General features: G+C 65.6%; 25 protein-coding genes and 3 tRNA genes. 14 read left to right on the top strand and 14 right to left on the bottom strand.

The genetic code is table 11. The features are described 5' to 3' along the window. Nucleotides 1-40 precede the first annotated feature (40 nt). Nucleotides 41-652, bottom strand: coding sequence for a sulfotransferase (locus IT430_17025; protein ID MCC6909642.1), 612 nt, complete (start codon nucleotides 650-652; stop codon nucleotides 41-43). Nucleotides 653-795: 143 nt separating this feature from the next. Beyond that, nucleotides 796-1,608, bottom strand: coding sequence for a DUF1559 domain-containing protein (locus tag IT430_17020; protein ID MCC6909641.1), 813 nt, complete (start codon nucleotides 1,606-1,608; stop codon nucleotides 796-798). A gap of 215 nt (nucleotides 1,609-1,823) precedes the next feature. Between IT430_17020 and IT430_17015 the strand changes: the two genes are divergently transcribed. The 7 genes from IT430_17015 (at nucleotide 1,824) to IT430_16985 (ending at nucleotide 7,023) form a co-directional block, all read left to right on the top strand. Further along, nucleotides 1,824-2,381, top strand: a complete 558-nt coding sequence (locus tag IT430_17015) for a sigma-70 family RNA polymerase sigma factor (protein MCC6909640.1) — start codon at nucleotides 1,824-1,826, stop codon at nucleotides 2,379-2,381. Continuing rightward, nucleotides 2,378-3,277, top strand: a complete 900-nt coding sequence (locus IT430_17010) for a hypothetical protein (protein ID MCC6909639.1) — start codon at nucleotides 2,378-2,380, stop codon at nucleotides 3,275-3,277. The genes IT430_17015 and IT430_17010 overlap by 4 nt, the downstream gene beginning before the upstream one ends. A gap of 260 nt (nucleotides 3,278-3,537) precedes the next feature. After that, nucleotides 3,538-4,305, top strand: a complete 768-nt coding sequence (locus tag IT430_17005) for a DNRLRE domain-containing protein (GenBank protein MCC6909638.1) — start codon at nucleotides 3,538-3,540, stop codon at nucleotides 4,303-4,305. 250 nt (nucleotides 4,306-4,555) lie between these two features. Beyond that, on the top strand, nucleotides 4,556-4,918 hold the full coding sequence (locus IT430_17000; protein ID MCC6909637.1) for an RNHCP domain-containing protein: 363 nt from the start codon (nucleotides 4,556-4,558) through the stop codon (nucleotides 4,916-4,918). 54 nt (nucleotides 4,919-4,972) lie between these two features. Then, nucleotides 4,973-5,410, top strand: a complete 438-nt coding sequence (locus tag IT430_16995; protein MCC6909636.1) for a DinB family protein — start codon at nucleotides 4,973-4,975, stop codon at nucleotides 5,408-5,410. A 48-nt stretch (nucleotides 5,411-5,458) separates the two neighbouring features. Next, a complete protein-coding gene (mscL, locus tag IT430_16990; protein ID MCC6909635.1) occupies nucleotides 5,459-5,812 on the top strand; it encodes a large conductance mechanosensitive channel protein MscL in 354 nt (117 codons plus the stop codon). Then, nucleotides 5,809-7,023 carry a beta-lactamase family protein gene (locus IT430_16985; protein ID MCC6909634.1) on the top strand — a complete coding sequence of 405 codons (1,215 nt, stop codon included), beginning with the start codon at nucleotides 5,809-5,811 and terminating at the stop codon, nucleotides 7,021-7,023. Before mscL ends, IT430_16985 begins: the two co-directional genes overlap by 4 nt. 1,081 nt (nucleotides 7,024-8,104) lie before the next feature. Here IT430_16985 and dacB read toward each other — a convergent pair. Both dacB and IT430_16975 read right to left on the bottom strand, forming a co-directional pair. Next, complete coding sequence (gene dacB / locus IT430_16980) at nucleotides 8,105-9,649, bottom strand: D-alanyl-D-alanine carboxypeptidase/D-alanyl-D-alanine-endopeptidase (GenBank protein MCC6909633.1); 1,545 nt, start codon at nucleotides 9,647-9,649, stop codon at nucleotides 8,105-8,107. A gap of 243 nt (nucleotides 9,650-9,892) precedes the next feature. Then, a tRNA-Glu gene (locus IT430_16975) sits at nucleotides 9,893-9,967 on the bottom strand. A gap of 178 nt (nucleotides 9,968-10,145) precedes the next feature. On the opposite strand from IT430_16975, the gene IT430_16970 reads away from it, so the two are divergent. From IT430_16970 to IT430_16955, 4 genes are read left to right on the top strand one after another with little or no spacing between them, the layout of a single operon-like run. Continuing rightward, nucleotides 10,146-10,535 (top strand): hypothetical protein, encoded by a 390-nt coding sequence (locus tag IT430_16970; protein ID MCC6909632.1) that lies wholly within the window; start codon nucleotides 10,146-10,148, stop codon nucleotides 10,533-10,535. 41 nt (nucleotides 10,536-10,576) lie between these two features. Continuing rightward, the gene (locus IT430_16965; GenBank protein ID MCC6909631.1) at nucleotides 10,577-11,293 is read left to right on the top strand and encodes a hypothetical protein; all 717 of its coding nucleotides are present in this window, start codon (nucleotides 10,577-10,579) and stop codon (nucleotides 11,291-11,293) included. Further along, on the top strand, nucleotides 11,290-11,934 hold the full coding sequence (nadD, locus tag IT430_16960; protein ID MCC6909630.1) for a nicotinate (nicotinamide) nucleotide adenylyltransferase: 645 nt from the start codon (nucleotides 11,290-11,292) through the stop codon (nucleotides 11,932-11,934). Before IT430_16965 ends, nadD begins: the two co-directional genes overlap by 4 nt. Continuing rightward, nucleotides 11,931-12,542, top strand: a complete 612-nt coding sequence (locus IT430_16955; GenBank protein ID MCC6909629.1) for a hypothetical protein — start codon at nucleotides 11,931-11,933, stop codon at nucleotides 12,540-12,542. The genes nadD and IT430_16955 overlap by 4 nt, the downstream gene beginning before the upstream one ends. A gap of 18 nt (nucleotides 12,543-12,560) precedes the next feature. On the opposite strand, the gene nusG is transcribed toward IT430_16955, so the two are convergent. The 7 genes from nusG to IT430_16920 form a co-directional block, all read right to left on the bottom strand. Continuing rightward, nucleotides 12,561-13,208 carry a transcription termination/antitermination factor NusG gene (nusG, locus tag IT430_16950; protein ID MCC6909628.1) on the bottom strand — a complete coding sequence of 216 codons (648 nt, stop codon included), beginning with the start codon at nucleotides 13,206-13,208 and terminating at the stop codon, nucleotides 12,561-12,563. A 49-nt stretch (nucleotides 13,209-13,257) separates the two neighbouring features. After that, on the bottom strand, nucleotides 13,258-13,686 hold the full coding sequence (secE, locus tag IT430_16945; GenBank protein ID MCC6909627.1) for a preprotein translocase subunit SecE: 429 nt from the start codon (nucleotides 13,684-13,686) through the stop codon (nucleotides 13,258-13,260). Nucleotides 13,687-13,753: 67 nt separating this feature from the next. Continuing rightward, nucleotides 13,754-13,826, bottom strand: a tRNA-Trp gene (locus tag IT430_16940). Between the two features lie 63 nt (nucleotides 13,827-13,889). Beyond that, nucleotides 13,890-14,069 (bottom strand): 50S ribosomal protein L33, encoded by a 180-nt coding sequence (gene rpmG / locus IT430_16935; GenBank protein MCC6909626.1) that lies wholly within the window; start codon nucleotides 14,067-14,069, stop codon nucleotides 13,890-13,892. Between the two features lie 100 nt (nucleotides 14,070-14,169). Then, entirely contained in the window at nucleotides 14,170-15,381 is a 1,212-nt protein-coding gene (tuf, locus tag IT430_16930; GenBank protein MCC6909625.1) for an elongation factor Tu, read from the bottom strand. 194 nt (nucleotides 15,382-15,575) lie between these two features. Further along, nucleotides 15,576-15,647: transfer RNA gene (locus tag IT430_16925), tRNA-Thr, on the bottom strand. A gap of 234 nt (nucleotides 15,648-15,881) precedes the next feature. After that, on the bottom strand, nucleotides 15,882-16,379 hold the full coding sequence (locus IT430_16920) for a hypothetical protein (protein MCC6909624.1): 498 nt from the start codon (nucleotides 16,377-16,379) through the stop codon (nucleotides 15,882-15,884). Between the two features lie 273 nt (nucleotides 16,380-16,652). Here IT430_16920 and IT430_16915 point away from each other — a divergent pair, with 273 nt between their 5' ends. After that, nucleotides 16,653-19,268 carry an SBBP repeat-containing protein gene (locus IT430_16915; GenBank protein MCC6909623.1) on the top strand — a complete coding sequence of 872 codons (2,616 nt, stop codon included), beginning with the start codon at nucleotides 16,653-16,655 and terminating at the stop codon, nucleotides 19,266-19,268. 115 nt (nucleotides 19,269-19,383) lie between these two features. Here IT430_16915 and IT430_16910 read toward each other — a convergent pair whose 3' ends face one another. Beyond that, the gene (locus tag IT430_16910) at nucleotides 19,384-19,959 is read right to left on the bottom strand and encodes a PEP-CTERM sorting domain-containing protein (protein MCC6909622.1); all 576 of its coding nucleotides are present in this window, start codon (nucleotides 19,957-19,959) and stop codon (nucleotides 19,384-19,386) included. Nucleotides 19,960-20,197: 238 nt separating this feature from the next. Between IT430_16910 and IT430_16905 the strand changes: the two genes are divergently transcribed. Both IT430_16905 and IT430_16900 read left to right on the top strand, forming a co-directional pair. Next, nucleotides 20,198-21,283: a ThiF family adenylyltransferase gene (locus tag IT430_16905; protein MCC6909621.1), complete on the top strand. Its 1,086-nt coding sequence runs from the start codon at nucleotides 20,198-20,200 to the stop codon at nucleotides 21,281-21,283. A gap of 84 nt (nucleotides 21,284-21,367) precedes the next feature. Next, the gene (locus IT430_16900; GenBank protein ID MCC6909620.1) at nucleotides 21,368-21,871 is read left to right on the top strand and encodes a DinB family protein; all 504 of its coding nucleotides are present in this window, start codon (nucleotides 21,368-21,370) and stop codon (nucleotides 21,869-21,871) included. Between the two features lie 30 nt (nucleotides 21,872-21,901). Here IT430_16900 and IT430_16895 read toward each other — a convergent pair whose 3' ends face one another. Beyond that, nucleotides 21,902-22,585: a LysM peptidoglycan-binding domain-containing protein gene (locus IT430_16895; protein ID MCC6909619.1), complete on the bottom strand. Its 684-nt coding sequence runs from the start codon at nucleotides 22,583-22,585 to the stop codon at nucleotides 21,902-21,904. Nucleotides 22,586-22,655: 70 nt separating this feature from the next. Beyond that, nucleotides 22,656-26,414 (bottom strand): protein translocase subunit SecD, encoded by a 3,759-nt coding sequence (gene secD, locus IT430_16890; GenBank protein ID MCC6909618.1) that lies wholly within the window; start codon nucleotides 26,412-26,414, stop codon nucleotides 22,656-22,658. Between the last annotated feature and the right edge of the window lie 91 nt (nucleotides 26,415-26,505).

Below are 26,505 nucleotides of genomic sequence, written 5' to 3'. Positions count from 1 at the left end.
GATGCGCGGGGTTTGTCGCTTTTGCCTTGTCCATCGAGTCCTAGGCGCGGTTGCGATAGAGGTTCTCGTCGACGACCTGCGCCATGGCCTGTGCGTTGAGATCGCCGCCGAGAAATGCATTGAGCCGCGCGACGCCGTCGATCGGGTTGGCGATCATTTCGTGGTACTGCACGTCGAGGCAGCGGATGTTGGGCTGGCGGCCGAGCCAGTTGTCCACCATGTCCAGGTGCTTTTGCAGCAGCGTCAGCACCTCGGCGTCGCTGATCTTGTCCGGATCTTCGCCGCGGCGCACGAGCATCTTCTTCTGCGACTCGATGCTCTCTTCGAGGCGCCGGCGCATGAACACGACGCGGTACTCAAAGCCGCCCGGCAGGTGGCGCAGCAGCGCCGAGATGACCTTGACCGACTTGCCCACCGCGTCGGCGACCCAGGCCGTGTCGCCCTTGTCCAGCGCCTTGACGCGCTCGAATTCGTAGTAGCCCTTGGGGTTGTCCTCGTCGGCGGTGCGGATGTTGTCGATGATCGGTGGGATGCCGCCGGCATCGAGCATCTTCATCATCATCGACGTGCCGGAGCGCGGCAGGCCGGAGACGACGGTGATGAACGTGCGGCTGGGTGTGGCGGGTGAGCGGCCGAAGAATCGCTTGAGCATCGACGTGGACCGTCTGATCGAAGGCAACGGAAGCCGGGCACGGGCGGCCGAAAGCCTGCCGGATGGCGCAGCCGCGCACTCATGGTAGACGCGCAGAACAGCGGCGGCGGCGCCGGGGGCTGCAAGGGCGATTCCTGAGACGCTTACTGGTTGCCCAGGCCCTGGTCGAGACGGAACCACACCTGAGCGCGGGGCCAGTTCTCGCTTTCCGTGTCAGGCAGGATGCTGTAAACGCGCGCAGACTTGTCGATGTACCACGTCACGCTCAGATCATCCTCAAGCAGATTGCAGCCGATCACGTGGCTGAAGTCGCTCTTGGTGCGCAAGCCGTCGGCCAGCAGCGACACGCCCGAGGGGTGCTCCATGCGCAGCCGATCGCGGTCGTAGCGGTCGATGGGATCAGCCTGCTGGCTGTTGAGGTTCAGCATGCCTCGGTATTGGTAATTGCCGAAGATCAGCGTCTGACTTTCACGCTTCCAGAAATCCTCGTACCGATCGATGGTGTGATTGCCGGTGTGCGACGGGCAGTAGAAGACGCCTGCGGCGTTGATGTAGTTGCGCGAGAACAGCCGGCCCATGCCGTCCCATGCATCCCTCGGCGCGCCGCGATTGAGGATCATCATGTCCTGGGGCCGGGGCTCGCGATACTGGTTGCCGGCAAAGTACGAATTCGGCATACGGTTACGGTTGTCGCGCGAATACGACTCGAGCGCGATCGCCATCTGATGCATGTTGCTCGCACACGCAACGCGGCGGGCGGCTTCGCGCACCTGCGCGAACGCAGGCATCAACAGACTGATGAGCAGACTCGCAACTCCCATCACCACGAGCAGTTCAATGAGAGAGAAACCGCGGCGCGCTTGCGCGCTGCGCGCGATGCACAGCGCGGCGCACGCTCCGCTGGTGTTGCGCGACCGCGCCGATGTCAATTCGGATCTGGGGATTTCACCTGCCACGGCTGAACTCCGGTGTCCGTCAGCACTCAATTAATGTACCACAAACCCGGCGGGGACAACCCCGAATCCACTCAGATTGCAAAAGTTTCCCCTTTTTTCCGAAACAGGGCATCAGGTGAGGGATTTCATCCCTACGCCGAAAATCCTGAAACCTCAGCCCTTTACGCTGCGGACAGTGGTGTGCCGGCGTCGCCCGGCGGCTAGGATTCTTTGAAATGCACGATGACTGGTCCCTGATGCAGCGAGTTGCGGAGGGAGATCGCGCTGCGGTCGCCGAGCTGTACGACCGTTTCGCCTGTCTCGTGTATCGAATGGCCTATCAACTCCTCCCCTCAAAAGGGGATGCCGAAGACGCGGTGCAGGAGGTGTTTGTCCGCCTGTGGCAGAGCGCGGGTCATTTCGACCCCGATCGGGCCTCGCTGGTGACTTGGGTTATGCTCATCACCCGCCGTTACCTGGTGGATCAGTTGCGGCGGATGCGCGTGCGGCCCAAGTTCAGGGGCTTTGACGAGCAGTGGTCGGCGGAAGATGAATCGATCCTGGCTCCGGGATCGGGGATGCAGAGGAACGAGCGGCGTCAGCGCCTGCGCGAGAAGATCGAGGCCCTGCCCGAATTGCAGCGTGAGGTGGTCGAGCGGGCCTATCTGGGCGGCAAGACGCTGCGGGAGATCGGTCAGGAACTCAACAAGCCGATCGGGACGGTCAAGTCAGCCCTGAGCCGCGCTCTGGCTGTGCTGCGAGAACGAGTGCCGAGTGAAGAAGGTATCGCATGAAGTGGTCACGGGAAGAACTCATTGAACTGGCCAGCCGCGACGCGCTGGGGATGCTGGATCCCGATGAATCGGAGGCGTTCGAGGCGGCGTTCCGCCGCGCCGATGCAGACACGCGCCGCGAACTGCGGGTGGTGCAGGATGACATCATCGCGCTTGGCGAGTTGCTCATCGACGCCCGGCCCGACGAGGACCTGCGCGATCGCACCGTTGGCCACGTCGCCGAACTCATCGAACGCCAGCCGGCGCCGACGCTCAAACGCCGCGTGCTTGGCGAGTTTGAGCGCTTCGTTGAGGAAGACTTGCGTGGCAGCCTGCAGTTCCCGCCCGCCGGCGCTGCCGCTCCGCGCCGCGGCGACTGGGTCGAACGATTCGCTGCCGGCCGCGTCTCGCCGATGTGGCGCATCGCCGCGCTCGTGCTGCTCACCGTCACGCTCGGCCTGACCTGGTTCGGCGTGGACGCCTACTCCAACGCCATGCGCATGGCCGACGCCATGGTCAACAACCGCATCGAAGAGATCATCGCCGTCAGGTTCGGGCAGCTGCCCGAGGACTTCTGGTTCAATCCCGAATCGCGACTGAGTTCATTCACCGTCGCCGACAGCGGCTTCAAGGGCCGCGCCATGCTCGCCGTGATCAACTCGCAGGACCGCGGCTTCCTCGCGGCCATCAACATGCCCGACTCAAGCGATCCCTATCGCCTGCTCATGGGCTACGGCGACCTGCAGGACGCCCGGCCAGTCGCCGAGTTCTACGCCAAGGGCGGCACGTGCTCTGTGCCCATCTCCCTCGGCGGCGCTGCCGATGTGAGCGGCGCCAAGTGGTGGATCATGGGTCCGTCCGCAAGCATCGAAGGCGAACTCGTCGCTCTGCTCGAGATCATTCCCGACACGCAGTAAGCTTCAACTCCCCCAGCCTGCTTCAGAGACCCGTGCGTTTCCGCGCGGGTCTTTTCATCGGCCGGCTCGCGCTGCTCAATCCAACCTGCCGCCCTGCGGCTATCGGACATCACCGTGATCGTGTTCGTGCCGGTCTGGAATATCGCGCCGGATCGAGGGGTTGACGATTCTGCCGGGGCGACGCGCCTGCGGCGGCGGGCTGGTACAATGTCCACGCGCGGCACGATGTCGCGACGCGGGTTTTCGAGGAGGGTCGAGACATGGCCGGGGGCTTGAAGGCTGCAGCGCTGTGCGCGGCGGCGATCGGTGTATGGGGCTTGAGCGCAGCTGCGCTGGGCGACGTGGTGTCGGTTACCACTTCCAAAGACAACACGCTCTACGAAGACTTCCAGGGCTCGCTGAGCAACGGCGCCGGCGCGCACATGTTCGCCGGATCCACCGCGGGCTGGGCCTACCGCCGCGCCCTGGCAGCATTCGACGTCGCAGGCGCCGTGCCCGCCGGCTCGACGATCCTCAGCGTCTCGCTCACGCTGCACATGTCGCAGACCATTGCCGGCGATCAGGTCGTCTCACTCCACCGCGTGCTGGCCGATTGGGGCGAAGGCGCCTCCATCGCGCCCGGCGAGCAGGGCGGCGGCGGCCAGGCCGCGCCTGGCGACGCCACCTGGCGCTACACCTTCTACAACACCCAATCGTGGACCAACCTCGGCGGCGACTTCGTCGCAGACGCCAGCGGCTCGACCATCGTCGGTTCGACCGACGGGTTCTACACCTGGAACTCGACTGCCGAGATGGTCGCCGACGTCCAGCTGTGGCTCGATGATCCTTCAAGCAGTTTCGGCTGGGAGATCATCGGCAACGAATCCACCCCCTACACGGCCAAGCGATTCGACACCCGCGAGAACCGCAACGAACTCTACCGCCCGGTGCTCATGATCGAGTACCTGCCGATTCCCGAGCCCGGCGCCTTCGTGCTCGTGTCGCTGGCACTGGGGTGGATGGGCGGCCGGCGCCGCCGGATGAGTTGAACGCGGGTGATTTTTGCATACACTTGCAACTGATGGCACCCACTGTCTAGAACAACCCGTCGCTGATCGCGCCGCAGCGCCCTGTCGCAGCGGCGCATCGCCCTGCGCTGCGGCCGGTCGGGAGATCGAGGCCGAGGCGGCGGCGGGTTGCCGCTCAGCATCTCCGAGACAATCAAATTGAATCGTCGCGGCGGCAAAGCGCGCTCCTCCGGAGTTCGCCAGCGCCGCCGACTCGGGATGTGCCTTTCACATGTCACACAAGACCCGCCCTGAAACGGGCTTTACCTGCATTCACTGCCGCCAGGCCGTGTCGCCGCAGGCGTATGGAACCAGCCATCGCAACCACTGTCCGCAATGCCTCTGGTCGAGGCACGTGGATGAGCAGGTGGGAGATCGGCGCTGCGCGTGTCGCGGCCCGATGGAGCCGATCGCGCTGGAGGTGCGCCGCGACGGCGAGTGGGCCATCGTCCACCGCTGCACGGGATGCAACACGCTGCGCACCAACCGCATCGCCGGCGACGATCACGTCCTGACGCTGCTTTCGCTCGCGCTGCGACCGATCGCCAACCCGGCGTTCCCGCTCGACAGTCTCAATCCATCGCGCCGAGCCTGAAGGCATCCGCGGCTCACATGGCTGCTAGCATCACGCACCAGTCAGGAGGGCGAGATGGACCGCACCACACTGATTCGACACTGGGACGAGGCGTGGAAAGACGGCCTGTGGGCCGCGCCGTGGAGCCGCGTGCTTGACGATCTCGCCCCCGCCCAACTCGTCTGGCGGCCGCAACCGCAGCGCCACTGCATCTGGCAGTACGTCGACCACATGCTCTTCTGGCGCGATGTCGCCCTGCGGCGGACGCGCGGGCAGGACGTGAGCGCCGAAGAGCAGCAGCACCGCAACTTCGCCGCGCCGCCCGAGCCCTCTCCATCCATGGCCGAAGAGCTCCGCCGGCGCTGGCGGCAGTCGCACGAGCAGGTTCGCGCTGCGATCGCCGACGACGGCTCTGATCTGCAGCGCCTGCAGTACATCGCCTTCCACGACAGTTACCACGTCGGTCAGATCATGCTCCTGCGCGCGTTGCAGGGCCTGCCTCCGATCGAATAGCGTCTCGCTCACCCGGCGCCTGGCGCCCTCGAAAGGAACGGTGTCATCGTGGGTTTCGTTCAGGAGTTTCGCGAGTTCGCCGTCAAGGGAAACGTCGTGGACATGGCCGTGGGCATCATCCTCGGCGCTTCGTTCAACAAGATCGTCAACTCGATGGTCAATGACATTCTCATGCCGCCCATCGGCATGGCGCTGGGGCGCGTCGAGTTCAAAGACCTCCAGATCCTCCTCCGGGCGGCGACCATGGATGAAAACAGCGTTGTGGTGACGCCCGAGGTCGCCATGCGCTACGGCATGTTCATCAACACCATCATCGAGTTCCTCATCGTCGGCTTGTCCGTCTTCTTCGTCATCAAGGTCATGAATCGCGTGCTGCGGCAGCGCGAGGCGGCGGCGGCATGAACCCGGCGCACCTTCCCTCCGCCCAATGCGTTGCCAGACGCCTTGGTGCGGCGCTGGTCGCAGCGGCGCTGCTGCTCAGCCGCGCCGCCGCGGCACAGACCGATGCCGATGCGCCGGCGAAGCCGATTGACGTCGCGCCCAAGTTGCAGTCCATCCTTGAATCGCGCCGACTCCCCGCCCTCGCCGCCGTCGCCGTGCGCGACGGCCAGGTCGCGGCCATCGGGGCCGTTGGAGTGCGCCGCGCCGGCTTTGCTGAACCGGTCACGACCGATGACCTCTGGCACATTGGCTCGTGCACCAAGGCGATGACCGCTGCGCTCGCCGCGCGACTTGTCGAGGCCGACAAGATCGAGTGGGACACCACCATCGGCGCCTCGCTCGGCTCCATCGAGGGCGTCGGCGAAGAAATCCTCCCGGCCTGGCGCGGCGTCACGCTGCGCCAACTACTCTCGCACCGATCGGGTCTGCCCGAAGATCGCCAGCCCGACCCCGCCATCTGGCCCACGGTCCGGTCGCTCAACGGCCCGATCATCGAGCAGCGCCGTGCCGTGGCCCGGCTCATCCTCTCGCGCTCGCCGGCGTCCGAGCCGGGCAGCGAAATGGCGTACTCCAACTTCGGCTACGTCATCGCCGGCTCCATGATGGAGCACGCCACGGGACGGTCGTGGGAAGATCTGATGCGAAGCGAAGTCTTCGAGCCGCTCGAGATGCGCTCAGCCGGCTTCGGCGCGCCGCAATCCGAGAAGATAAGTCACGATGAAACTTCGCAGCCGTGGGGCCACGCCGGTGCGGGTGCGACGCTCAAGCCGGTGGGCCCGTGGACGGCGGGCGCTGACAATCCCGCCGCGCTCGGCCCGGCGGGCACGGTGCATCTTTCGCTGGCCGACTGGGCGAAATTCGCCGCGGCGAGCGCGAGCGGCGGCGCGGGCGAGGCATCGACGTATCTCAAGCCCGAGGCCTGGTCGATCCTGCATGACGACTTCTACCAGCAGGACTACGCGCTGGGCTGGGTGACCGGCGAGCGTCCGTGGGCCGGCGGGTCGATCCTCACGCATGCCGGCAGCAACGGCCTGTGGTTCGCCGTCATCTGGATCGCGCCCGCGCGCCACGCCGCCGCCATAGCCGTGACCAACGTCGCAAACGAACACGCAGCGCCGGCGTGCGACGAAGCGATCGTCGAAGTGCTCAGAGTCATGGAACTGATTCCGTGAACGAGATTCGTCGGTTGCGACGTGCGACGCGGCGCCGGCGAAGAACAAGCCGATCTCTTGACTCCCGAAGGGGCGGAAGATGGCAGCCCGGGGCATCGCCCCGGGGATGAGGTTGGGTCAACCAGTTGAGCCCTGAAGGGGCGGTCTAGTCTCCAAGTTTGCTGCGGGATGCTCTAACACATACAGAAGTCGCTCAATGATCACTGAATCGGGAAGCCAGCTTCGTCGACGGATTCTGATCATTCTGTTCATTCTGGTGTCAGGACCGATTCTGAATGTCGCCTTGGCCTGGGCCTGCGTATGTTGGTCGCCCACAATAGACACGCGCATCACGTATAACGGACTACCGCACATGCCTCCGCCCGAGGTAAGTATTCATCCCATCCAGCTGATTGAGGAACGAGGACTCGGCATAACTCGATCGGATCGAAGACAGCTAATGGGGACCTACACGCGTACATGGACGCTGAGCGCCGGTTGGCCCGTGCACAGTGTCTACCTGGAACGCATCCGCCAGGAAGTGAATGCTTACTATTACCCGCCGATTTCCTGGGTGCCGCCGAGTCGATGGAGAGAGGGGCTGCTCATCCCGGAGTGGGTACCGTGGTGCAAACATCGCATCCCGGGGGCAATCGATCAACGATACTTGCCGACCCGGCCGATCTGGCGAGGCTGCGTGTTCAATTCGCTCTTCTACTCTGCAAGTCTTTTTATCCTGGTGTTTGGACCGGCAGCGATTCGGCGGTATCACCGTTCTATTCGCGGCAGGTGCGTGCATTGCGGATATCCTCGTGGGAGTTCGCCGATTTGCACCGAGTGCGGTGCTGCTCACAGGTCGAAGTGACGATGACCTGTCCCCCTAAGTTGTGCTGCGTCTCTATTGAGGTTGTGAAGCTCATCACTTGCGCGCAGGACGGCGAAGGTGTACACTCACGCGCATCGGTGCCCGTGCCGCCGATCTTCACGCCGGCGCTGTGCCGCGTTGCGGCTGCGCTTACCCGTGGCTACCCGCTTGTGCCTCTTCGGAGCGGAGGCGGGCGCTTGCGCCTCGTCATGGCATGACGGCGCGCGGCGCCTCGCCTTACCCACCCAGTTGCGGCGCGGCTTCTTCGGCCTCCTCGCCTTCCACGACGCGCGGATCCGTCGCCGACAGGTAGCGGTCGAGAACGGCGACGATGTCTTCGTGCAGCTTCTTGGCAACGGAAACTTCGCCCTGTTTGATGTCGTTGACCAGCACCGAGAACGCCAGGCTCCGTCCGGCCGGGCTCGTGACGTAGCCGGACAGGCACGACACGCCGGAGATGTAGCCGCTCTTGGCCCGCACCTCGCAGGTGAGATCGCGATCGCCGAAGCGCTTGCGCAGCGTGCCGTTCTCGCCCGCCAGCGCCAACGAATCGTGGAACATTTCGGCCGTCTGCGGATTGCGGCCGAGCATCGCCAGCCACGACGCCACCACGCCGGCGGTGACGCGGTTCTCGCGGCTCAGGCCCGAGCCGTCGATCATGCGCACCTGCGTGGCCGCGGCGGGTCCGAGGTGCTTGCTGAGCACCAGCCGCACCACCGCGGCGCCGTTCGTCCACGAGCCGGGCTGGTCCGTGACTTCGTGGCCGATGCGCTTGAGCAGCGCCTCGGCGTAGAGGTTGTCGCTGTCCTGGTTGCAGCGCGTGAGGATCGTGCCGATCGGCGAGCGCACCGGGCGGCCGAGCACCTCGCCGACAAACGGCAGGGGATCGCCCTCGCCGGCCGTGCGCGCCGCGGCTACCTTGACGCCGCGCTGGCGCAGCCGCTGCGCGAACAGTTGCGCGTAGAGCGACGGCGGGTTGTGCACCGTGATCTTCATCGGCGCCGCCTGCGGCCGGCGGATCGTGCCGCGCATGGCAAATTCATTGACAGTCAGCGGCCGCACGACGTAGATCTGGTTCGTGGCCTTGGCGCTCACCGTCGTGCTCGCTTCGTTTCTGAAGCGCAGGAAGGAAGACACATCCGGCTCGATGCGATACGTCGGCGCCTGGCCCGCCTGCCGCGCCGGCCAGGCGTAGAACCACAGGCAGTTGCCGAAGTAGTTGAACCCGCTCACCTGCGCTCCGTACGGGTAGAGCAGGTCTTCCTCTTCCCACGTCGCGTTCACGAACTGCCGGTCGAAGACGCGGTCATCGATGATGAGTTCGCTGATTTCGGTCATGCCCGACGCGACCACATCGTCGATCCACAGGTCGATGAACGCCTCGATGCTCATCTGCATGCTCGTGAGCAGTTCGGGGTCCGCCAGGGCCGGATCGCCGCTGCCGACGATGATGAGGCGATCGCCGCTGCGGATCATGTGCGTCTCGAAACTGAAATCCGTCCCCAGCGCGAGCAGCGCGGTGCCCGAAGTGATGAGCTTGAGATTGCTCGCCGGAATCATCGCCCGCTCGGGCTCGACCGAGGCGAGCACATCGCCCGTATCGACCTCGACGACCTGGCAGGTGATCGACGCCCCGCCCAGCCGGGCCCCGGCGATCTTGTCGCGCACCTGGGTTGCCACGTTGAGCCGCGAGGTTTGCGCCGCCGCGTCATCGACGCCGAGCGTCACGCTCAGCAGCAGGGCCAGGATGGTGGGCAGGACGGTCAGGCGGCGAAAGGGCATGAGCAGCAGTCTCCGATGCGCGCAGGGTGACAATTCAATGCACTTCAGGCGGGCGAGTCTGGTAACGGTGCAGGCGCATCAGGGCGTCGCCAGTCCTATCGGTTGATCGCGATGCGAAACTTGGGCGGTCTCGCGCGCTGCGGCGATCGCGGACCAGTCCCGGCCACAGACCCGTCACGACCGGCCCGGCACAGCCGTGCGAGCGAGCCCCTGCCAGGGCGTGATTGATCTACTGTCAAAAAGCGACCCCAACGGGATTTGAACCCGTGTTACCAGGATGAAAACCTGGTGTCCTGGACCTGGCTAGACGATGGGGTCGGCTGGTCTTCGAGAGCGCGGCCCGGCACTCGAAGGGGCCGATTGTAGGCCCGGGAACATGCACGGCCAAACTGGCAATCCGCCCGGGTGCGGGCGTCTGTAGCGGGTGAAACGCCCGCCACGCCGCGCCTCGCGCACTTCTGTGCAGTCGCATCGCAAATCCCCGCCGAGCCGGCCGATGAACCTCGACATGGACCCCTTCGGCCGCACCTTCAATCGCCTGCTGGCCATCTTCGGCCTGTCGCTCGCCTTTGTCGCGATGGCCAGCATCCTCAGTCCGCGCACCAGTTCGGCGGGTTCGGCCGGCGTGTCCTCGCCCGAGGGCCCGGCGGTCCTCGGTCGCCTTATCGGCCGCGAGCACGAGATCGTCGTCAGCGCCGGCGACGCCGGGCCGCGCTACAGCGTGTACGACGCGAACGGCATGCTCCTGGCCGAGCGACTGACGATCGAGCAACTCGGCCGGCAGTTCGACGGCCTCGATCGCATGGTCATGCAGATGATGGGTCCGAACAGGCGCATCGGCGTCGTGGATGACGCGCACGAGCGGTCCGTCATCGGCGACCGCTGAGCCGGCTGCATTCCAGCAACCGACATCGCTAGACTCACGGCGTGAGCACAGCGGGCCAGAGCGGGCTCAGCAGGGGGCGACTCAGTCGGCCCATTGTCCTGTGCGCCCTTGAATACGAAGCCGAACACCTGCACGCGTCGGCTCGCCTCGAGCGCGAAGTGTCGATTCACTGCACGGGTCCGGGCGTCGAGGCGGTGCTCGATTTTCTCCTTGAACTCGACGGCAGCGACTTTGGCATCATTGTCTTTGCGGGCGTGGCGGGCGCGCTGATGCCGCGGCTGCGCGCCGGCGAGGTGCGCGTGGCTCGGCGGGTGATGAGCGATGATGGGGAGAAGTGGACCGCGACCTGGCCGCGCGATGAATCCGCGGCGCGGGGCCTGGCGATGTGCGACATGTTCACCAGCCGCCGCATCCTCCGCCTGCCCGAAGAACGCCGCAGTGCGCATGAGACGACCGGGGCGGCGCTGGTGGACACCGAATCCGCCGCGCTCGCCGCGTGGGCGACGCAGACGAACCACAAAAGCTGGGGCGTGGTGCGCGGCGTGAGCGACGATGTGCAGACCATCCTGCCCGACGGCATCGACCACTGGATCGGCCGCAATGGCCGCGTGCGGCCGTGGCGCATCGGCTACGACCTGCTCCGCCAGCCGCGCGCGATTTCGACGGTGCGCCGCATGGGCGAGGGCTCCAAGCTGGCGATGCGGGGAGTGGTGGGGGTGCTCGAGAACCTGCTCTGCGAGGAGGAGGCGCCGGCGTGAAGGGGTTTCCGATCGAGCCGCCGCTGCCGCTTGAGACGAGGCGGCTGCTGGTGGTGGGCGGGACGTTCGACCCGCCGCACCGCGCGCACCTGCGCCTGGCCCTGGAGGCGGCGGATGCGGCGCAGTGCGATCACGTCCTGTTCATCCCCGCGCAACAGTCGCCGCTCAAGCAGGCGCCGCAGACTCCGGACGGCCATCGCCTGGCGATGCTGCGCCTGGCGCTGGAGCATCAGCCGCGCACTTCGATCAGCACCTTCGAGATCGAGCGCACCGGCGCGAGTTACACGGTGGACACACTCGAAGCCCTGCGGGCAGCGCTGGCCGGCGAGGTGCAACTGCGGCTGTTCATGGGCAGCGACCAGCTCCGCACGTTCGACCGCTGGCGCCAGCCGGAGCGAATCGTGCAACTGGCCCGGCCGGTGGTCGTGTTGAGGCCGCCGGACACGCGCGAATCGCTGCGCGCCTCGAGCGCGCCGGCCGAGCGCCTGGCGTGGGTCGTCGATGTGCCGCTCGACTACGTCAGTTCGACCGAGGTTCGCCGGCGCCTGGCCAGCGGCGAAGAGGTCGCCGGTCTCATCGACCCGCGCGTGCATGAGTACATTCGCTCGCACCGTCTCTATGAAAGCGATGCCTCGCCGTGACCCGCGAGCCGCTGGATCGACTGCTCGTGCGGCTTGCGGCGGCGGGCGTGGCGGAGCCGTCAACCCTGGTCATCGAATGCGCCGGCGAGGTTGGCGCCGGCGCTGACTGGCCGCGCACGGCGATGAGCAGCCGCGTTCCCGTTTCGACAATTCAGCGCGCGGTCTTCCACCCCGCGGGCCTGGCTGAGGGATACTGCACCTACGCGATCCAGTGGGGACCGGCGATCGAGCGGCCGCGCGAGAGCATCGACGCACTCACCAGCTGCGAGCGACTGGCGTTGAATCTGCGCGACGCCGTACAAGTCGTGCAATCGCAGGGCATACCCGTGCGCCGCTTCGTGATCACCGGCTTCACCGAACCATGCGGCTCAATCGACCGCGTCTTCGCGCAGGCGCTGGCTGATGTGCTTGACACGCGCGTGTCGGTGCGCCCTTGCCGCGACGTGGCCGGGCGCGGGGCTGAAATCCTTGCGAGGCTCCGGCGCGACCGGCAGAAGTACACTTCCGTATCCCAGGCCATCAAGGCCCTTGCCGATGTCGAGGGCCGCGAACAGCGCATCTGGCGCAATCTGCAGCGGGCGCGCGAGATCGCGCGGCTGCTGGATTAATCTAGGAAGTGACGGGCTCTACTCATCCGCGCGCGACAAGGTCCAGTACTCGACCTCGATGGGCGCCTGGCGGCCGAAGATGGTGACGAGGACGCGCACGATGCCCTTGTCGGGCATGAACTCGTCGACGGTCCCTTCCATGTTCTCGAAGGGGCCTTCCTTGATCTTCACGACGTCGCCCTTGGTGAACTCGGCCTTGACCTGCGGCACCTCGTCGGGCTTGCGCGCGTCGTGGAGCATCTGCTCGACTTCGCTCTTGCTCATCGGCGTGGGCCGGCCGGCCGTGCCGACGAAGTCGCCCACGCCGGTCGTCTCCTTGATGAGGAAGAAGACGTCCTGGGGGATGCGGCCGTCGGGCTCGAGGCGCATCTCGACGAAGACGTAGCCCGGGTAGAGCTTGGTCTCGGTGATGCGCTGCTTGCCGCCCTTCATGGTCTTGGTCTTTTCCGTGGGCACGAGGATGCGGCCGACGAGATTGGTCAGCCCCTCGATCTGCACCTTGCGCAGCAGCGTCTCGCGGACGTAGTTCTCCTTGTTGGAGGCCACGCGGAGCACGAACCAGTCCATGCCGGGCTGGTAGATCGGTTCCTCGGGAATGTTCTCTTGCTGGTCGGTCACTTTGACTTCCACGGGATGGGGCTCGCTCACGCTGGGCTTAACGGTCATGGTATCGCCTCGGTGGACACTCGGCCGCGCTGGCTGCCGGGCAGCACGGTCAACCGAACAGGCTCTTGAAGAGGTCCACGAAGTAGCTGCCCCCCGTCAGGATGCCGATGGCGCTGAACAGTTCCTTAAAGAAGATGTCCACGACGAAGAGGATCGCGGCGATGGAGACGGCGACGATGACCACGACCCACGTCGAGCCGATGATCTCGCGCCGCGTCGTCCAGTTCACCTTCTTCAGCTCACCCTCGGTGGCGATGAAGAAATCCACCGTCTTGCGGTTGACGCCGTAGACCCAGTACACCAGCGCCGCCGCGGCGATGAGGAAGCCCGCCGCCAAGCCGCCGCGCAGGTAGATGTTCGCGCCCGTCAGCTGGTCGTAGATCCATACGGCTCCGGCCAGGCCGATGACGCCGACCGCGACGGAACTCATCACCCGCGTCCAGTAGCCCTGTTCCGGTTTGTAGATTGCGCCAGCCATGGGGATCGGTCAGACTCTGATTCGGGGAAAGGCAGCGCCGCTTGCCGCTGCGGGGGAAGGTTTCAAACACGGGCAGGAGGACTCGAACCCCCAACCTGCTGATTTGGAATCAGCTGCTCTACCAATTGAGCTACGCCCGTACGCGGGGCCGCGACGGCCCGCCTCGATCGATCCGCACGGGAGGGGTCAACCCGCCCGCGGGGTTATTTCCGCTTGATCTTATGCAGCGTGTGCTTGCGCAGTCTCGGAGAGAACTTCATCAGCCCCTCCTTGAGTTTCTCGGGCATTCCGCCCTTGAGGTTGATCTGCGTTCGGTAATTGAGGTCGTTGCTTTCCGTGCACTGGAGCCACACGTACTCGCGACCCGTTGACTTCTTAGCCATGATGGCGCTCCGCAGCCGCGACTAGGTCAGGCCGGCCTGGCGGCAGGCTCCGGATCGACTCGGCTGAGTCGATCCGGAGAGCCTGACGCCCAAGAACTGTTTACTCGATGACCTCGGTGACCACGCCCGAGCCGACGGTGCGGCCGCCTTCGCGGATGGCGAAGCGCAGGCCGGGTTCCATGGCGATGGGCTTACCCATGAGGTCCACTTCCATTTCGACGTGGTCGCCGGGCATGCACATTTCCACGCCGCCCAGCAGCGCCACGTTGCCCGTGACGTCGGTAGTGCGGAAGTAGAACTGCGGGCGGTAGCCGGTGAAGAAGGGGCTGTGACGGCCGCCTTCCTCCTTGGTCAGCACGTACACCTCGCCCTTGAACTTGGTGTGCGGGGTGATGCTGCCGGGCTTGGCGAGCACCTGGCCTCGCTCGAGTTCGGTTTTCTCGACGCCGCGGAGCAGGAGGCCGACGTTGTCGCCCGCCTGGCCCTGGTCGAGAGTCTTGTTGAACATCTCGACGCCGGTCACGACGGTCTTGCGGCTGTCGGGACGGAGGCCGACGATTTCGGCTTCGTCGCCGACCTTGACCACGCCGCGCTCGATGCGGCCGGTGCCGACCGTGCCGCGCCCCTTGATCGAGAACACGTCTTCAATCGACATGAGGAAGGGCTTGTCGGTCTCGCGCTGCGGCTCGGGAATGTACTTGTCCAGCGCATCCATGAGTTCCTGGATGCACTTGCTCTTCTCGGGATCGGTGGGGTTCTGCAGAGCCGGGAACGCAGCGCCGCGGATGATGGGCGCATCGTCGCCTGGGAAGTCGTACTTGCTGAGCAGCTCGCGGATCTCGAGTTCGACGAGTTCGAGCAGTTCCTCTTCATCGACGAGGTCGCACTTGTTGAGGAACACGACGATGTACGGCACGCCGACCTGGCGGGCGAGCAGGATGTGCTCGCGGGTCTGGGGCATGGGGCCGTCGGCGGCGGAGACGACGAGGATCGCCCCGTCCATCTGGGCCGCGCCCGTGATCATGTTCTTGACGTAGTCGGCGTGGCCGGGGCAGTCCACGTGCGCGTAGTGGCGCTTCTCCGACTCGTACTCGACGTGCGAGGTCGCGATGGTGAGAATCTTGGTGGGGTCGCGGCGGCCGTCGGATTCGGAGGCCTTGGCGACTTCGTCGTAGGGCTTGTACGTGCCCAGGCCCTTGGCGGCCTGCACGGCGGTAATCGCGGCCGTGAGGGTCGTCTTGCCGTGGTCCACGTGGCCGATCGTGCCCACGTTCACGTGGGGCTTGGTTCGTTCGAATACACCCTTAGCCATTGCAGGCAACCTCCAAACTTCGTACGCTCTGGTGAGCCGCCGACATGACGACCCGGTTTGTCGCGTGTGTTCCTTGATTGTAGTGCGGCAGCGCCGAAGCGCGATCTGACGCACCGTTCAACATCTCCGCCCGCGTCGGCTTCAGCCGGAGCGGGCATTTTCGACGGCGGGCCCGGCCCAGGCCGTCTGCAGAAAGCCACCGATGGGATTTGAACCCATGACCTCTCCCTTACCAAGGGAGTGCTCTACCACTGAGCTACGGTGGCAGCAGGCCCCCGATGCCGCTTGAAACCGCACTCCACTCGGATCGGGACGGTCAGAATATCCGCCCCATCAGGATGAAACAAGCGATCGCACGGACTGGTCCGCACTGATCGCCTGCGACCCGCGCCCACCGCTGGGCGATTCGGGATGTCAACCCTAGGCCCGAGCTGGAAAAAGGTCAATTCTCCCGGGAGCCGCCGCCTCGATTCACGCCTCGGCCGGAGAGAATACGGCCCTCACTGGAGTCCATCCAGGGCCGCCAGCAGCGCCGCCATCTGCTCGGGAGGCGGCATCTCGTGCCCCTTGCGCTCCAGCGCGACCAGCAGAGGCTTGGCGGCCCGGATCTGCCCCGTCTGGTACGCCTGCACGATCAGCGCCACCGTGCTCATCGACTTGATGAAACTGAGTTTGGCTTTCTCGAGCAGCCCTTTGCCTTCCAGCAGCGTCATCGCGGCCTTGAGGTGCAGCGCGAGCAGGAGGGTGTGGCGGTCGCTGCCTTCGACGCGAGCAAGTCGCGGCGGCAACTCGATCTCGGGCGCCTCGCGCACTTCAAGCCACTCGGGCAGCGCCAGCCCATCCGCCTGCACGGCCCGCGCCGCCGCTTGCGCCATGGCCACCCGCCCGAACATCTCGCGCAGCAGATGCTCGTGCCGGATCGACGCCAGCGCCCTCCACGTGGATTCAGAGACCACGGCGGGCCCAGTCGAGAGTGATCGCGAATTCGCTGCGGACACGCATGGAGCCTAGGTTCGATCGCGCTCGCGGGCGGAGCGGCGATGGCCGGTTGATGGAGAGACTGCTCTGGTGGCACGGCGCCACCCCCAGTTTCACGCGGCGGCTTTCGCCGGACTGCAACGAAGAAGAAGCTGCGGTTTTTTTGCCTTTCAGGCGGGTTTGGCGTTGCAGATGCGGCCTGGATACAGGATAATGTGCTCCACACTCGGCGCCGGCATTGGCCATCCCGTTCCTTTGCCGCCGGCATAGTCGGGTGAGAGGAGGCTCCAGCGATGCGTCGTTTCACCACGTCGTCGGCGATGGTTGTGGTCCTTGCCTGCTGCACACTCTTTCCGCCGTCGGCCACAGCCGGCCCAGCGGAGTCTGATCCCGCCGCAACCGAGATGCTGCGCCTCGGCCTGCGCGGCGTGTATTTCGTCCCCAACCAGGGGCAGTGGGCCGATAGCGAAGTTCACTACGGCCTGCGCTCGCGCGGCCTTGATGTCGCCTGCCGTCAGTCGGCCCTGACAATGCACATGGCGCGCGAAGCGAACGAATCAAACGCAACGACCAAAGCGAGCCCGAAGCGTGAGCGAGGAGGTGTTGGAGGCGCTTCGCACGAAGCATTCCTCGCTGACGCTTCGGGCTCGCTGCGGGAGTCCGCCGCGCTCGACCGCCTCACACTCACCATCACCTTCCCCGGCAGCCACGCCGTGCTGCCCGTCGGCGGCAACCCGCAAGCGGCGAAGTTCAACTACTTCGTCGGCGGGGAAGATCGCACCACGGCGAGCGACGTTCCCTCCTTCGGCGCCGTCATCTACGAGAACCTCTACGACGGCGTGGATCTGCACGTCATGGGCAATGACGATGGCGTGCTCAAGTACGAGTTCCATGTCGCGCCGGGAGCAGACTACTCACAGATCCGCATCGCCTACGACGGCATCGAGTCGCTGTGCATCGACGACGCCGGCGATCTGCACATCAACACGTCATTCGGCACCCTCGCCGACGGCGCGCCGGTGGTGTGGCAGGAAGATCTTCACCCCCTCCTCCGGCTCGGCGGGGGAGGGCCGGGGAGGGGGTCTTCTTCTGACTTCACTGAAGCGCCCGCCAATACCGCCGCGCATTTCTCGAATCACCCCCACCCTGACCCTCCCCCGCAAAGCCGGGGGAGGGAACCGGAGAGTGCTCCCTCGCGCCAACATCTCCCCGCCCGCTTCGAACTCTGCGATGCTCACACCTACCGCATCGCACTCGATGGCCCCGTCGATCCGACTCGCGAACTCATCATCGACCCCGAGCTGCAGTGGATGACCTACCTCGGCGGAATCAGAGAGGACGAAGGCCGCGGCATCGCCGTGGACAGCGCCGGCAACGCGCTGGTGACGGGCTGGACCCATTCAACCGACTTCGAAGGTCGGAACAACGCACACCACGGCGGCGATTTCGACGCGTTTGTCCTCAAGGTCAGCGCTTCAGGCGCCCTGCAATGGATGACCTACCTCGGAGGAACCGGTGGCGACTTTGGCGATGGCATCGCCTTGGACAGCGCCGGCAACGGGCTGGTGACGGGCTCGACCTTGTCATTTGACTTCGAAGGTCGGAATAACGCATACCACGGCGGCGTTTACTACGACGCGTTTATTGTCAAGGTCAGTGCCACAGGCGCTCTCCAGTGGATGACCTACCTCGGTGGAAGCGGCGACGACTATGGCATCGGCATCGCCGTGGACAGCGCCGGCAACGCGCTGGTGACGGGCTACGCCACTTCGGCCGACTTCGAAGGCCGGAACAACGCGCACCACGGCGGCGCCGACGACGCGTTCATCGTCAAGGTCAGCGCCTCGGGCGTCCTTCAGTGGATGAACTACCTTGGCGGAAGCCGCAATGACTATTGCTTTGGCATCGCAGTGGACAGCGCCGGCAACGCGCTGGTGACGGGCTGGACGTCCTCAACTGACTTCGAGGGCCGGAACAACGTCTTGCACGGCGGCGAATATGACGCCGACGCGTTTGCGGTGAAGGTCAATGCCTCGGGCGCCCTCCAGTGGATGAGCTACCTTGGCGGAAGCGACGGCGAATTTGGCTCCGGCATCGCCGTGGACAGCGCCGGCAACGCTCTGGTGATGGGCGCAACCTACTCGAGCGACTTCGAAGGTCGGAACAACGCACACCACGGCGGCGATTTCGACGCGTTTGTCCTCAAGGTCAGCGCCTCAGGCACGCTTCAGTGGATGATCTACCTCGGCGGAACTTCCTTTGATTGGGGCGGGCGCATCGCCGTTGACAGCGTCGGCAATGCGCTGGTAACGGGCTACACATACTCGACCGACTTCGAAGGTCGGAACAACGCATACCGCGGCGGCGTTTACTACGACGCGTTTGTTGTCAAGGTCAGTGCCACAGGCGCTCTCCAGTGGATGACCTACCTCGGTGGAAGCGGCGACGACTATGGCATCGGCATCGCAGTGGACAGCGCCGGCAACGCGCTGGTGACGGGCTACACCTTCTCGACCGATTTCGAAGGCCGGAACAACGTCAAGCACAACTACAATGACGCGTTTGTCGTCAAACTCCGCATCGCCGACGCTCCGCAATTGAGCGTCGCCGCGACCTGCCCCTCGGGCGGCCCCATCCATGTCTCATGGTCCGGCGCGACGCCCGGACGATTGGCCGCGCTGATCTTCGCAAGTGAACAAGGCGCGTTTGTTCTTCCGCCGCAGATGCCCTGCGCCGGCACGATCCTGGGTCTCGGCTCCCGCCAACTGCAGGTCGTCTGGACCGGCAACACCGGCCCCGACGGCAGCGGCGCCGTCGGCCGCACCGCCGGCCCCGGCGCTTGTGGCGGCTACCTGCAACTCCTCGACGTCCCAACCTGCGGCACGAGCAATGTGGTTCGCGTGGAGTAAGCCTCGCAGCGAGTGTTCAGGCGACATCTCGTCAGAAAAACGACGCGCCCCGGAGGTGCCTCTCCGGGGCGCGCCGACCTGAAAGGAGGATGGGCTCATTTCGTCCCGTGCCGCTTCAGCGCCGCCGGCGCCGCGTCATGGCGAGGCCGGCGAGGCCGAGCAGCGCGAGGCTTCCTGGTGCGGGAACGCTCTGCAGCGAGATGCGGAACATCGCATCGTTGTAGTCGCCGTCGTAGTGCCGGTAGTCCATGCGCAGATCTTCGATCGCGTAGTCGCCTGTCGCGGCGTCGTAGGCGAAGTTGAATCGATCGTCCTCCACATCCGTGCGGAACAGGTCATACTTGCTGCGCGGCGCGATCACCTCATAGGCGAAGTGCAGCACGCTGCCAGCTTCGAATTCGCCCACGAGCAGCACCGTTGCGCCGATCTCGCTGGCGTGGTTGTTGAAGAGCAGTTGGCCGAGGTCGCTCCCGTCGGCGTAGTGGATCACGTTGCTCTCGTCGCCCCAGCCGAGGAAGTAGAGTTGTCCGGTGTATCCCGCGCTGCTGCCGCGGAACTCGATGGTCGCGTTGGACGCCGCGCCCGACGGCGTGCGCACGGGCTCGCCCATGATGATGTCGCCGCGGCTCATGCCGGCCAGGCTCAGGACCGCCGCTGCTGCACACACACTGCTCATCAGGTTCTTGTTCATCGCGCTGTTCTCCGGGAGTCAATCCGGTGCGGGTTATCCGGCGGCATTCCCATCCGCCACGTGAACAAGATTCCAATTCACCGCGTCCGCACGCCAGCGGCGGCGATCGCGATTTGCCCGCGGATCGCGCCTGATGCCGTCTCGGCAATCGCGGTAAACGCGCACGTTCCCGGACCCTCGCCTGTGGGTTGCAACAGCGATCCACGAACAGGGCCGGCGTGACCCTAGAATCCGCCGCATGACCGACCTGTCGCGTTATCACCGCCAGATGCTCCTGGGGCAGATCGGCGCCGAGGGCCAGCAGCGCCTGCTTGCGGCGCACGCTGCGGTTATCGGCTGCGGCGCGCTGGGCTCGGGCGTGGCGGACATGCTCGCCCGCGCCGGCGTCGGCCGGCTCACGCTGGTCGATCGCGACCTGATCGAACTGACCAACCTCCAGCGCCAGGTCCTCTACGACGAGCAGGATCTCGCCGACGGCCTGCCCAAGGCCGAAGCCGCCCGCCGCCGCCTGCTGCGCGTGAACTCGAGTATCCGCATCGACGCCATCGTCGATGATGTGAATCCCTCCAACGTCGAAGCCGTCGCCTCGGGCGCGGACGTCATCATCGACGGCCTGGACAACTTTGAAACCCGCTATCTGCTCAACGATGTTTCCGTCAAGTACGGCGTCCCGTACATCTACGGCGGCGCGGTCGCCACGCACGGCATGACGGCCACGTTCCTGCCGCATGCTTCACCGGCCTGCCGGCCGGCGCGCGAGTGGGACGAGCACGCCGGCCCGTGTCTGCGCTGCGTGTTCGACGCCGCCCCACCGGCCGGCGCGAGTCTCACCTGCGATACTGCCGGCGTGCTCGGGCCGATGGTGGGGGTGATCAGCCAGTACGAGGCGGCCGAGGCGATCAAGATTCTCTGTGGTCGATTCGATGTCGTCAGCCGCGACCTCCTGTCGATGGACCTCTGGCACGGCGAGCACCAGCGGCTGGACGTGCGCGGCGCCTATCAGCCGGGGTTGTGCGTGTGCTGCGGGCAGGGGCGCTTCGAGCACCTTGCCGGCGCGTTCCGCGGCGCTGCGGCGTCGTTGTGCGGTCGCGACGCGGTCCAGATCGTGCCGCGCAGCGCTGCGGAAACTGATCTGCGTGCGCTGGCCGCGCGCCTCGAACCGCACGGCCGGGTCGAGTGCAATCGTTTCCTGCTTCGCGCGCGGCTCAACGACGCCTCCGGCCCAATCGAATTGACCGTCTTTCCCAACGGCCGGGCGATCATCAAGGGCACGAGCCGGCCGGAAGTGGCCCGCGGAATCTACGCGAAGTACCTGGGCGCGTGACACTGCAGCGACGCGAACGCCCGCGCTAAACTCCACTCTCTCGGGGCCAGTCCCCGCTCAACCTTGACCGAGGAGTGACAGACGATGACCTCATCCACGCAGTTCCTGGCCGGCAATCTTCGCATTACCCTGGGACTGGCCGACGCGCTCGCCAGGGACATCCCCGCCGACAAGTTCGCGTTCAAACCCCATCCGACGATCAACCATCCTGCATGGTGCTTCGGGCATCTGTCGCTCTATCCCGATCGCGCGTTCAATTCAATTCTCGGCCGCACGGATCTCGCGCGGACCAACGAACGCTTCACCAAACTCTTCGAACCGGGCAGCAAGTGCCTCGACGACGCCTCGATCTATCCCGCCAAGGATGAGATCATGGCGGAGTTGCGCGAACGCCACGCCGTCATGCTCGACTACCTGGAGACGGTCGATGACGAGGTCCTGCAGCGTCCCACGGCGCACGAGCGCTACGCCTCTCGTTTTCCGCAGATCGGGCACGTGCTGCACTTCCTTTTCGCCAACCACGTGACGATGCACCTGGGCCAGGTGTCGTCGTGGCGCCGCTGCATCGGGTTGCCTTCGGCGATGTGATCGCGTCGGCCGCGCCGATCCGGGCGCTGGTCAATCAGCCGGTTTCTGGTAGGGCGGGATGACGAGTTCCATCCCCAGTTGCAGGTCGCTGCTGCGTCCGAGCACATCGCGGTTCGCCTCCGCGATGATCGGATGCAGCGCGCCGTTGCCGTAGAACTTTGCCGCGATCTTCCACAGGCTGTCGCCATCGACGACGACGTATTTCGTGCTCCGCGTCAGGCGACGGAGTTCTTCGATGGAAATGGCGTCAAGTTTGGCGTCCCTGGGCGGCAGGCGCAGGTTCTGGCCCGCCTTGAGTTTGAGCGGGTCCACCAGCGGGTTCTCATGTGCGATGAGGACCCACTTGGACTTGTCGCCGAACCACTCCGCCGCGATCGACTCCATCGTGTCGCGGTGCTGCACGGTGTAAGGCGTGGTCGGCGGCGGCGGGGGGATGACGCTGCTCTCCCGGCCCGCCGGCGGCGCTTGCTCGCCGGGGTCGGGCTCGGGTTCAACCGTTCGCGGCTCAGGCTCGCGCTGCACCGGCGGCGGCTGTTCTTCGACGACCGGCTCGTCATCCGGATTCGTGCCGACGGTGTCTGACTCGAGAATGTTCAGCCCGTCGCCCGGTTCCACGTCGCTACGGGCAATGTCGGAAAAGACGAGGTACCACAGCACCACCCACCCGGCGAGCACGAGCAGCAGCAGGACGCCGATGCGGCTGGTTCCGGTCATGCTCAATCCTCCGGCCGGCGCGCGATCGTTCGTGCCGGTCCGCTTCGATCATATCGGCCGCCGGGCCCGGTCATACTGCACTAAGCCCCTGCGCCCGGGCCTTGGGCTTGCGGTGCGTGAGCACCATGGGCGATGCCACGCCGACCGAACTGTACGTGCCGATCATGATGCCGCAGAGCATGGCGAAGGCGAACGGCCGGATGCCCGTGCCGCCCTCGAAGTACATGATCACCAGCGCCAGCAGCGTCGTGCCCGAGGTGAGCAGCGTGCGGCTCATCGTCGAGTTGATCGACTTGTTCACGACTTCGGGCGTGGCCAGGGTCAGTTTGCCGCGGTTCTCGCGGATGCGGTCCATGACGATGATCGTGTCGTTGAGCGAGTAGCCGATGATCGTCAGCAGCGCCGCAATGACACCCATGTCGATCTTGAATGGCTCGATGAGCAGCACCCGCCCGAACGCCGTGTTGTACAGGTAGTGCGTGAGCGAGAGCATTCCCAGCGTGACGCACACGTCGTGCACCAGCGCCACCACCGCCGCCGCGGAGTAACGGAACGAGCCGAACCGCACCCAGATGTAGGCCAGGATGCCCAACAGGCTCAGCCCGATCGACACGACCGCCGTGGCGCGGAACTGTTCGGCGACGGTCGGCGAGATCGTCGTGATCTGATCGAGCGTCGGCGGCTCGGTGAGCGCGCTGGAAATGAGATTCCACTCCCGGTCCGCCACCAGTGATTTCCACAGATCGGGATTCTCGAACCAACTCACGCCCGAGACCGTGCTGTCCACCACCACCACGGCGTCGCTGTAGCGGCTCTCGCCGCCCGCGGATGCCTCGGCGTCGCGCGTGAGGCCCACGACGGTCGATTGCCGGCCGAGCAGCGCTTCAAACTCCGGGCTCCGCCGCTTCGTGTCGATGCGCTTCTGGATCTCCCCGAGCGACAGCGGAGGCTGGATGTTCTCGAGCACCACGGCCACCCCGCCGAGGTACTGGCTCACGCTCGTGCGCACGGTGGGCAGGTTGATGTTGTCGCCCAGTGAGTCTTTGAGGATCGGGTAGACCGGCGGGTTTTCGTCGGCGGCGAGATCGGATCCCTGGAACTCGACGATGCGCGGGATGTCGAGAATGTCGCCGAATGACTCGATGATCGCCGCTTCGACCGTACTCTGATCGTCGATGGTGGTCTTGATTGTGAACGCCGAGCCGCTGAAGCCTTCGCCCTCGACTTCATCGGCGTGCAGGTTGAAGACGTTGACGCTAAGGAAGGCCCGCTCCTGCTCGGGCGTGATGTCGCCGGCGGCGAGCGCCTGCTGCGCGTACGCCTTGATGCGGCCTTCGACCTCGGCGCGAGGCAGCTTGACCGGCTCGCCCTGCTCGTTGTTCTTGAACGAGAAAGTGACGGTCGTGCCGCCGAGGAATTCGGTATCGAGCATTTCGCGCCAGGTGGCGTACGTCAGCGCCAGACCCGCGATCACCGCGGTGGCGCTGAACATGTAGCAGAACTTGCGCAGGGCCACCCAGTTGATGTTCGGGTGCAGCGCCCGGCCCAGCGCGCTCCACGCCATTGGCAGCATGCTCAGGCGCTTGATGGTGCCCGTGGCCAGTCCGATGTCGAAGATCGTCCGCGTGATGAACAGCGCGGTGAACAGCGTCGAGACCACGCCGATACCCAGCGTGATGGCGAAGCCCTTGACGTCGGCCGACGCGGTGAATCCCAGCACAAAGCAGACGATCAGGTTCGTGACGTTGCCGTCCACGATGCTGCTCATGGCCTTTTCGTAGCCGAGCCGGATGGCGGTCTTCGTGTCGGCGCCGCCTTCCAGCTCTTCGCGTATGCGCTCGTAGATAAGCACGTTGGCGTCCACGGCCATGCCGAAGGTGAGCACGATGCCGGCGATGCCGGGCATGGTGAACGCCGCCTGGTTGAGCGCCATGGCCCCGAGGATGAACAGGCCGTTGAGAGCCAGGGCTACGTCGGCGATGGCGCCGCAGCGGAAGTAGTAGATGATCATGAAGATCGACACGACGACGAACGAGAGCACGCCCGCTTCCAGACCGCGCTTCAGGTTGTCGAGGCCGAGTTTGGGTCCCACCGTGTTCTGGGCGATGGGCCAGTCCGTAAGCTGGGCTTGCAGCGAGCCCGCGTTGAGCACCTTGAGCAGGTAGTCGATCTCCGACTGGGAGAAGTTGCCGGTGATCTCGCCCTGATCGGAGATGCGGCCGCGGATCTGCGGCGCCGAGAAGATTCGATCGTCGAGCACGATCGCCATCTTCCGATCAATGTTGTTGTCCGTCAGGTCGGAAAACAGCCGCGCGCCGGCCGCATCCAGTCGGAACGACACCGCGGGCCGGCCGGTGCGGTCGATGGTGCGCGAGGCGCCCGTCAGTTCCCACGGGCCGCTGGTCTCGGTCAGGGCTCGGTCGGGCGTCTGGTAGGCGAGCAGGTAAATGACGCCGTCGAACTCTTCGGCCACATAGCCGCGCGCCGCAAAGAAGCCTGCTGGATCGCTGGCAAGGAACTGCTGCTCGCGATCCTCATCCGCCCAGCCCTCGGGCCGATCGACGGCAAACCAGCGGACCGACTCGGAAGACCGCGTACCCGTGGGGCCACGCTCGCGCAGTTCCTGGCGCAGTTGCTGGAAGTTGAGCGGGTCAGAGTTCTCGGCGGTGATGCGAAACGCGAGCACACCCGCGCCGCGCAGCAGCGCGATCAGGTCTTTCGGGTCGTCGTAGCCACGGGCTCGACTGCGGTATGCGTCGTAGAGCGTGACCGCCTGGCTGACCTCGCTCTCGAGCACCGGAAACTGAGCCTTGAGCCGCGTGAGCGCCTCTTCGCGCACGCTCGGCCCCTCGATGTTCTTGCCCGTCGCGGCGTCGCGGACCATCTTGGGCGTCTTGTCCAGCGCCAGGATGCGCCGGACGTCTTCCACGTTGAGGCTCGTATTCATGATCGCCTGGCGCGCCTGCTCGAACACCTCATCCGCCTGGACGGCGGCGCGTTCGAGCGGCTCGAGGCGGATCTGCCACAGCGCGCGAACCCGGTCCGCCTCCGCCTGCAGATCGGCAACGTGGTTCCGCGCTTCGAGGTACGCGGCGATCGCATCGCGGGCCGCCTGCGGGTCCTCGGTTTCGGCCACGAGTTCGTCGATGCGCGCCTGCTGAGCCGCCTCATCGGGAATGCCGGCCATCCGCGGCAGTTCGATGGCGTCCACGCCGGCCTGTTCGGCGGCATTCAGTTTTTCGGTCACGACCGCCTGGGCCGCATCGGCTTGGTCCCGCGCCGCCTTCCTGGCCTGACGCGCCTGCTCCTCGATCGGAGCATAATCCGCCGCGAGGCGCTGGTAGCGGTCGTAGGCGGCGATGGCGTCGGCAAAGAGCGGTTCTCGTTCGGGCACCTCCGCCGAAAGGGCCGCGATGCGCGCCTCACGCTCGGCGCCGCTCAGCCGGAACACTTCATCGAGTTCGTAAGGCTGGATCGACGACGCGGCGAGCGCATCAAGATGCGCGTCGAGTTCCCGCCTCATTTCCTTCACTTCCGGCGAAGGCAGCGGCATCGAAATCTCGATCTGGTTCGTCCCCAGCGCCTCGATGCTGATGTCGTAGATGCCCCTCGGGTCGATGCGGTCGCGGATGACCGAGATCATCTGCGCCACCTGCGTCGAAGTCGGCTGGCGGCCGGTGTTGGCGTCGGGCTTGACGCCATAGAGAATGGTCACGCCGCCCGCGAGGTCCTTGCCGAGTTTCAGCTTTTCGCGCGGCGGAAATATCGCATTGGCGCAAAGCAGGACGGCGACGACGACGAGAATGATCTTCCACAGGTGAGTTCGCATGTGACCTTGTTCCGAAACAAACGGCCGACCCCTCGCGGTCGACCTGAAGAGACCGGCTCATCCGAGCCGCTGAATTGCCGGGCCGCGCGCG

The organism is Phycisphaerales bacterium (assembly GCA_020852515.1).
Lineage (GTDB): Bacteria > Planctomycetota > Phycisphaerae > Phycisphaerales > UBA5793 > UBA5793.
This window is presented reverse-complemented; position numbering and strand designations above follow the sequence as displayed.

Coding starts and splice junctions, on each gene's coding strand:
- IT430_17025 (MCC6909642.1), bottom strand. CDS start 652: ATGCTCAAGCGATTCTTCGGCCGCTCACCCGCCACACCCAGCCGCACG.
- IT430_17015 (MCC6909640.1), top strand. CDS start 1,824: ATGCACGATGACTGGTCCCTGATGCAGCGAGTTGCGGAGGGAGATCGC.
- IT430_17010 (MCC6909639.1), top strand. CDS start 2,378: ATGAAGTGGTCACGGGAAGAACTCATTGAACTGGCCAGCCGCGACGCG.
- IT430_17005 (MCC6909638.1), top strand. CDS start 3,538: ATGGCCGGGGGCTTGAAGGCTGCAGCGCTGTGCGCGGCGGCGATCGGT.
- IT430_17000 (MCC6909637.1), top strand. CDS start 4,556: ATGTCACACAAGACCCGCCCTGAAACGGGCTTTACCTGCATTCACTGC.
- IT430_16995 (MCC6909636.1), top strand. CDS start 4,973: ATGGACCGCACCACACTGATTCGACACTGGGACGAGGCGTGGAAAGAC.
- IT430_16985 (MCC6909634.1), top strand. CDS start 5,809: ATGAACCCGGCGCACCTTCCCTCCGCCCAATGCGTTGCCAGACGCCTT.
- dacB (MCC6909633.1), bottom strand. CDS start 9,649: ATGCCCTTTCGCCGCCTGACCGTCCTGCCCACCATCCTGGCCCTGCTG.
- IT430_16970 (MCC6909632.1), top strand. CDS start 10,146: ATGAACCTCGACATGGACCCCTTCGGCCGCACCTTCAATCGCCTGCTG.
- nusG (MCC6909628.1), bottom strand. CDS start 13,208: ATGACCGTTAAGCCCAGCGTGAGCGAGCCCCATCCCGTGGAAGTCAAA.
- secE (MCC6909627.1), bottom strand. CDS start 13,686: ATGGCTGGCGCAATCTACAAACCGGAACAGGGCTACTGGACGCGGGTG.
- rpmG (MCC6909626.1), bottom strand. CDS start 14,069: ATGGCTAAGAAGTCAACGGGTCGCGAGTACGTGTGGCTCCAGTGCACG.
- tuf (MCC6909625.1), bottom strand. CDS start 15,381: ATGGCTAAGGGTGTATTCGAACGAACCAAGCCCCACGTGAACGTGGGC.
- IT430_16915 (MCC6909623.1), top strand. CDS start 16,653: ATGCGTCGTTTCACCACGTCGTCGGCGATGGTTGTGGTCCTTGCCTGC.
- IT430_16910 (MCC6909622.1), bottom strand. CDS start 19,959: ATGAACAAGAACCTGATGAGCAGTGTGTGTGCAGCAGCGGCGGTCCTG.
- IT430_16905 (MCC6909621.1), top strand. CDS start 20,198: ATGACCGACCTGTCGCGTTATCACCGCCAGATGCTCCTGGGGCAGATC.
- IT430_16900 (MCC6909620.1), top strand. CDS start 21,368: ATGACCTCATCCACGCAGTTCCTGGCCGGCAATCTTCGCATTACCCTG.
- IT430_16895 (MCC6909619.1), bottom strand. CDS start 22,585: ATGACCGGAACCAGCCGCATCGGCGTCCTGCTGCTGCTCGTGCTCGCC.
- secD (MCC6909618.1), bottom strand. CDS start 26,414: ATGCGAACTCACCTGTGGAAGATCATTCTCGTCGTCGTCGCCGTCCTG.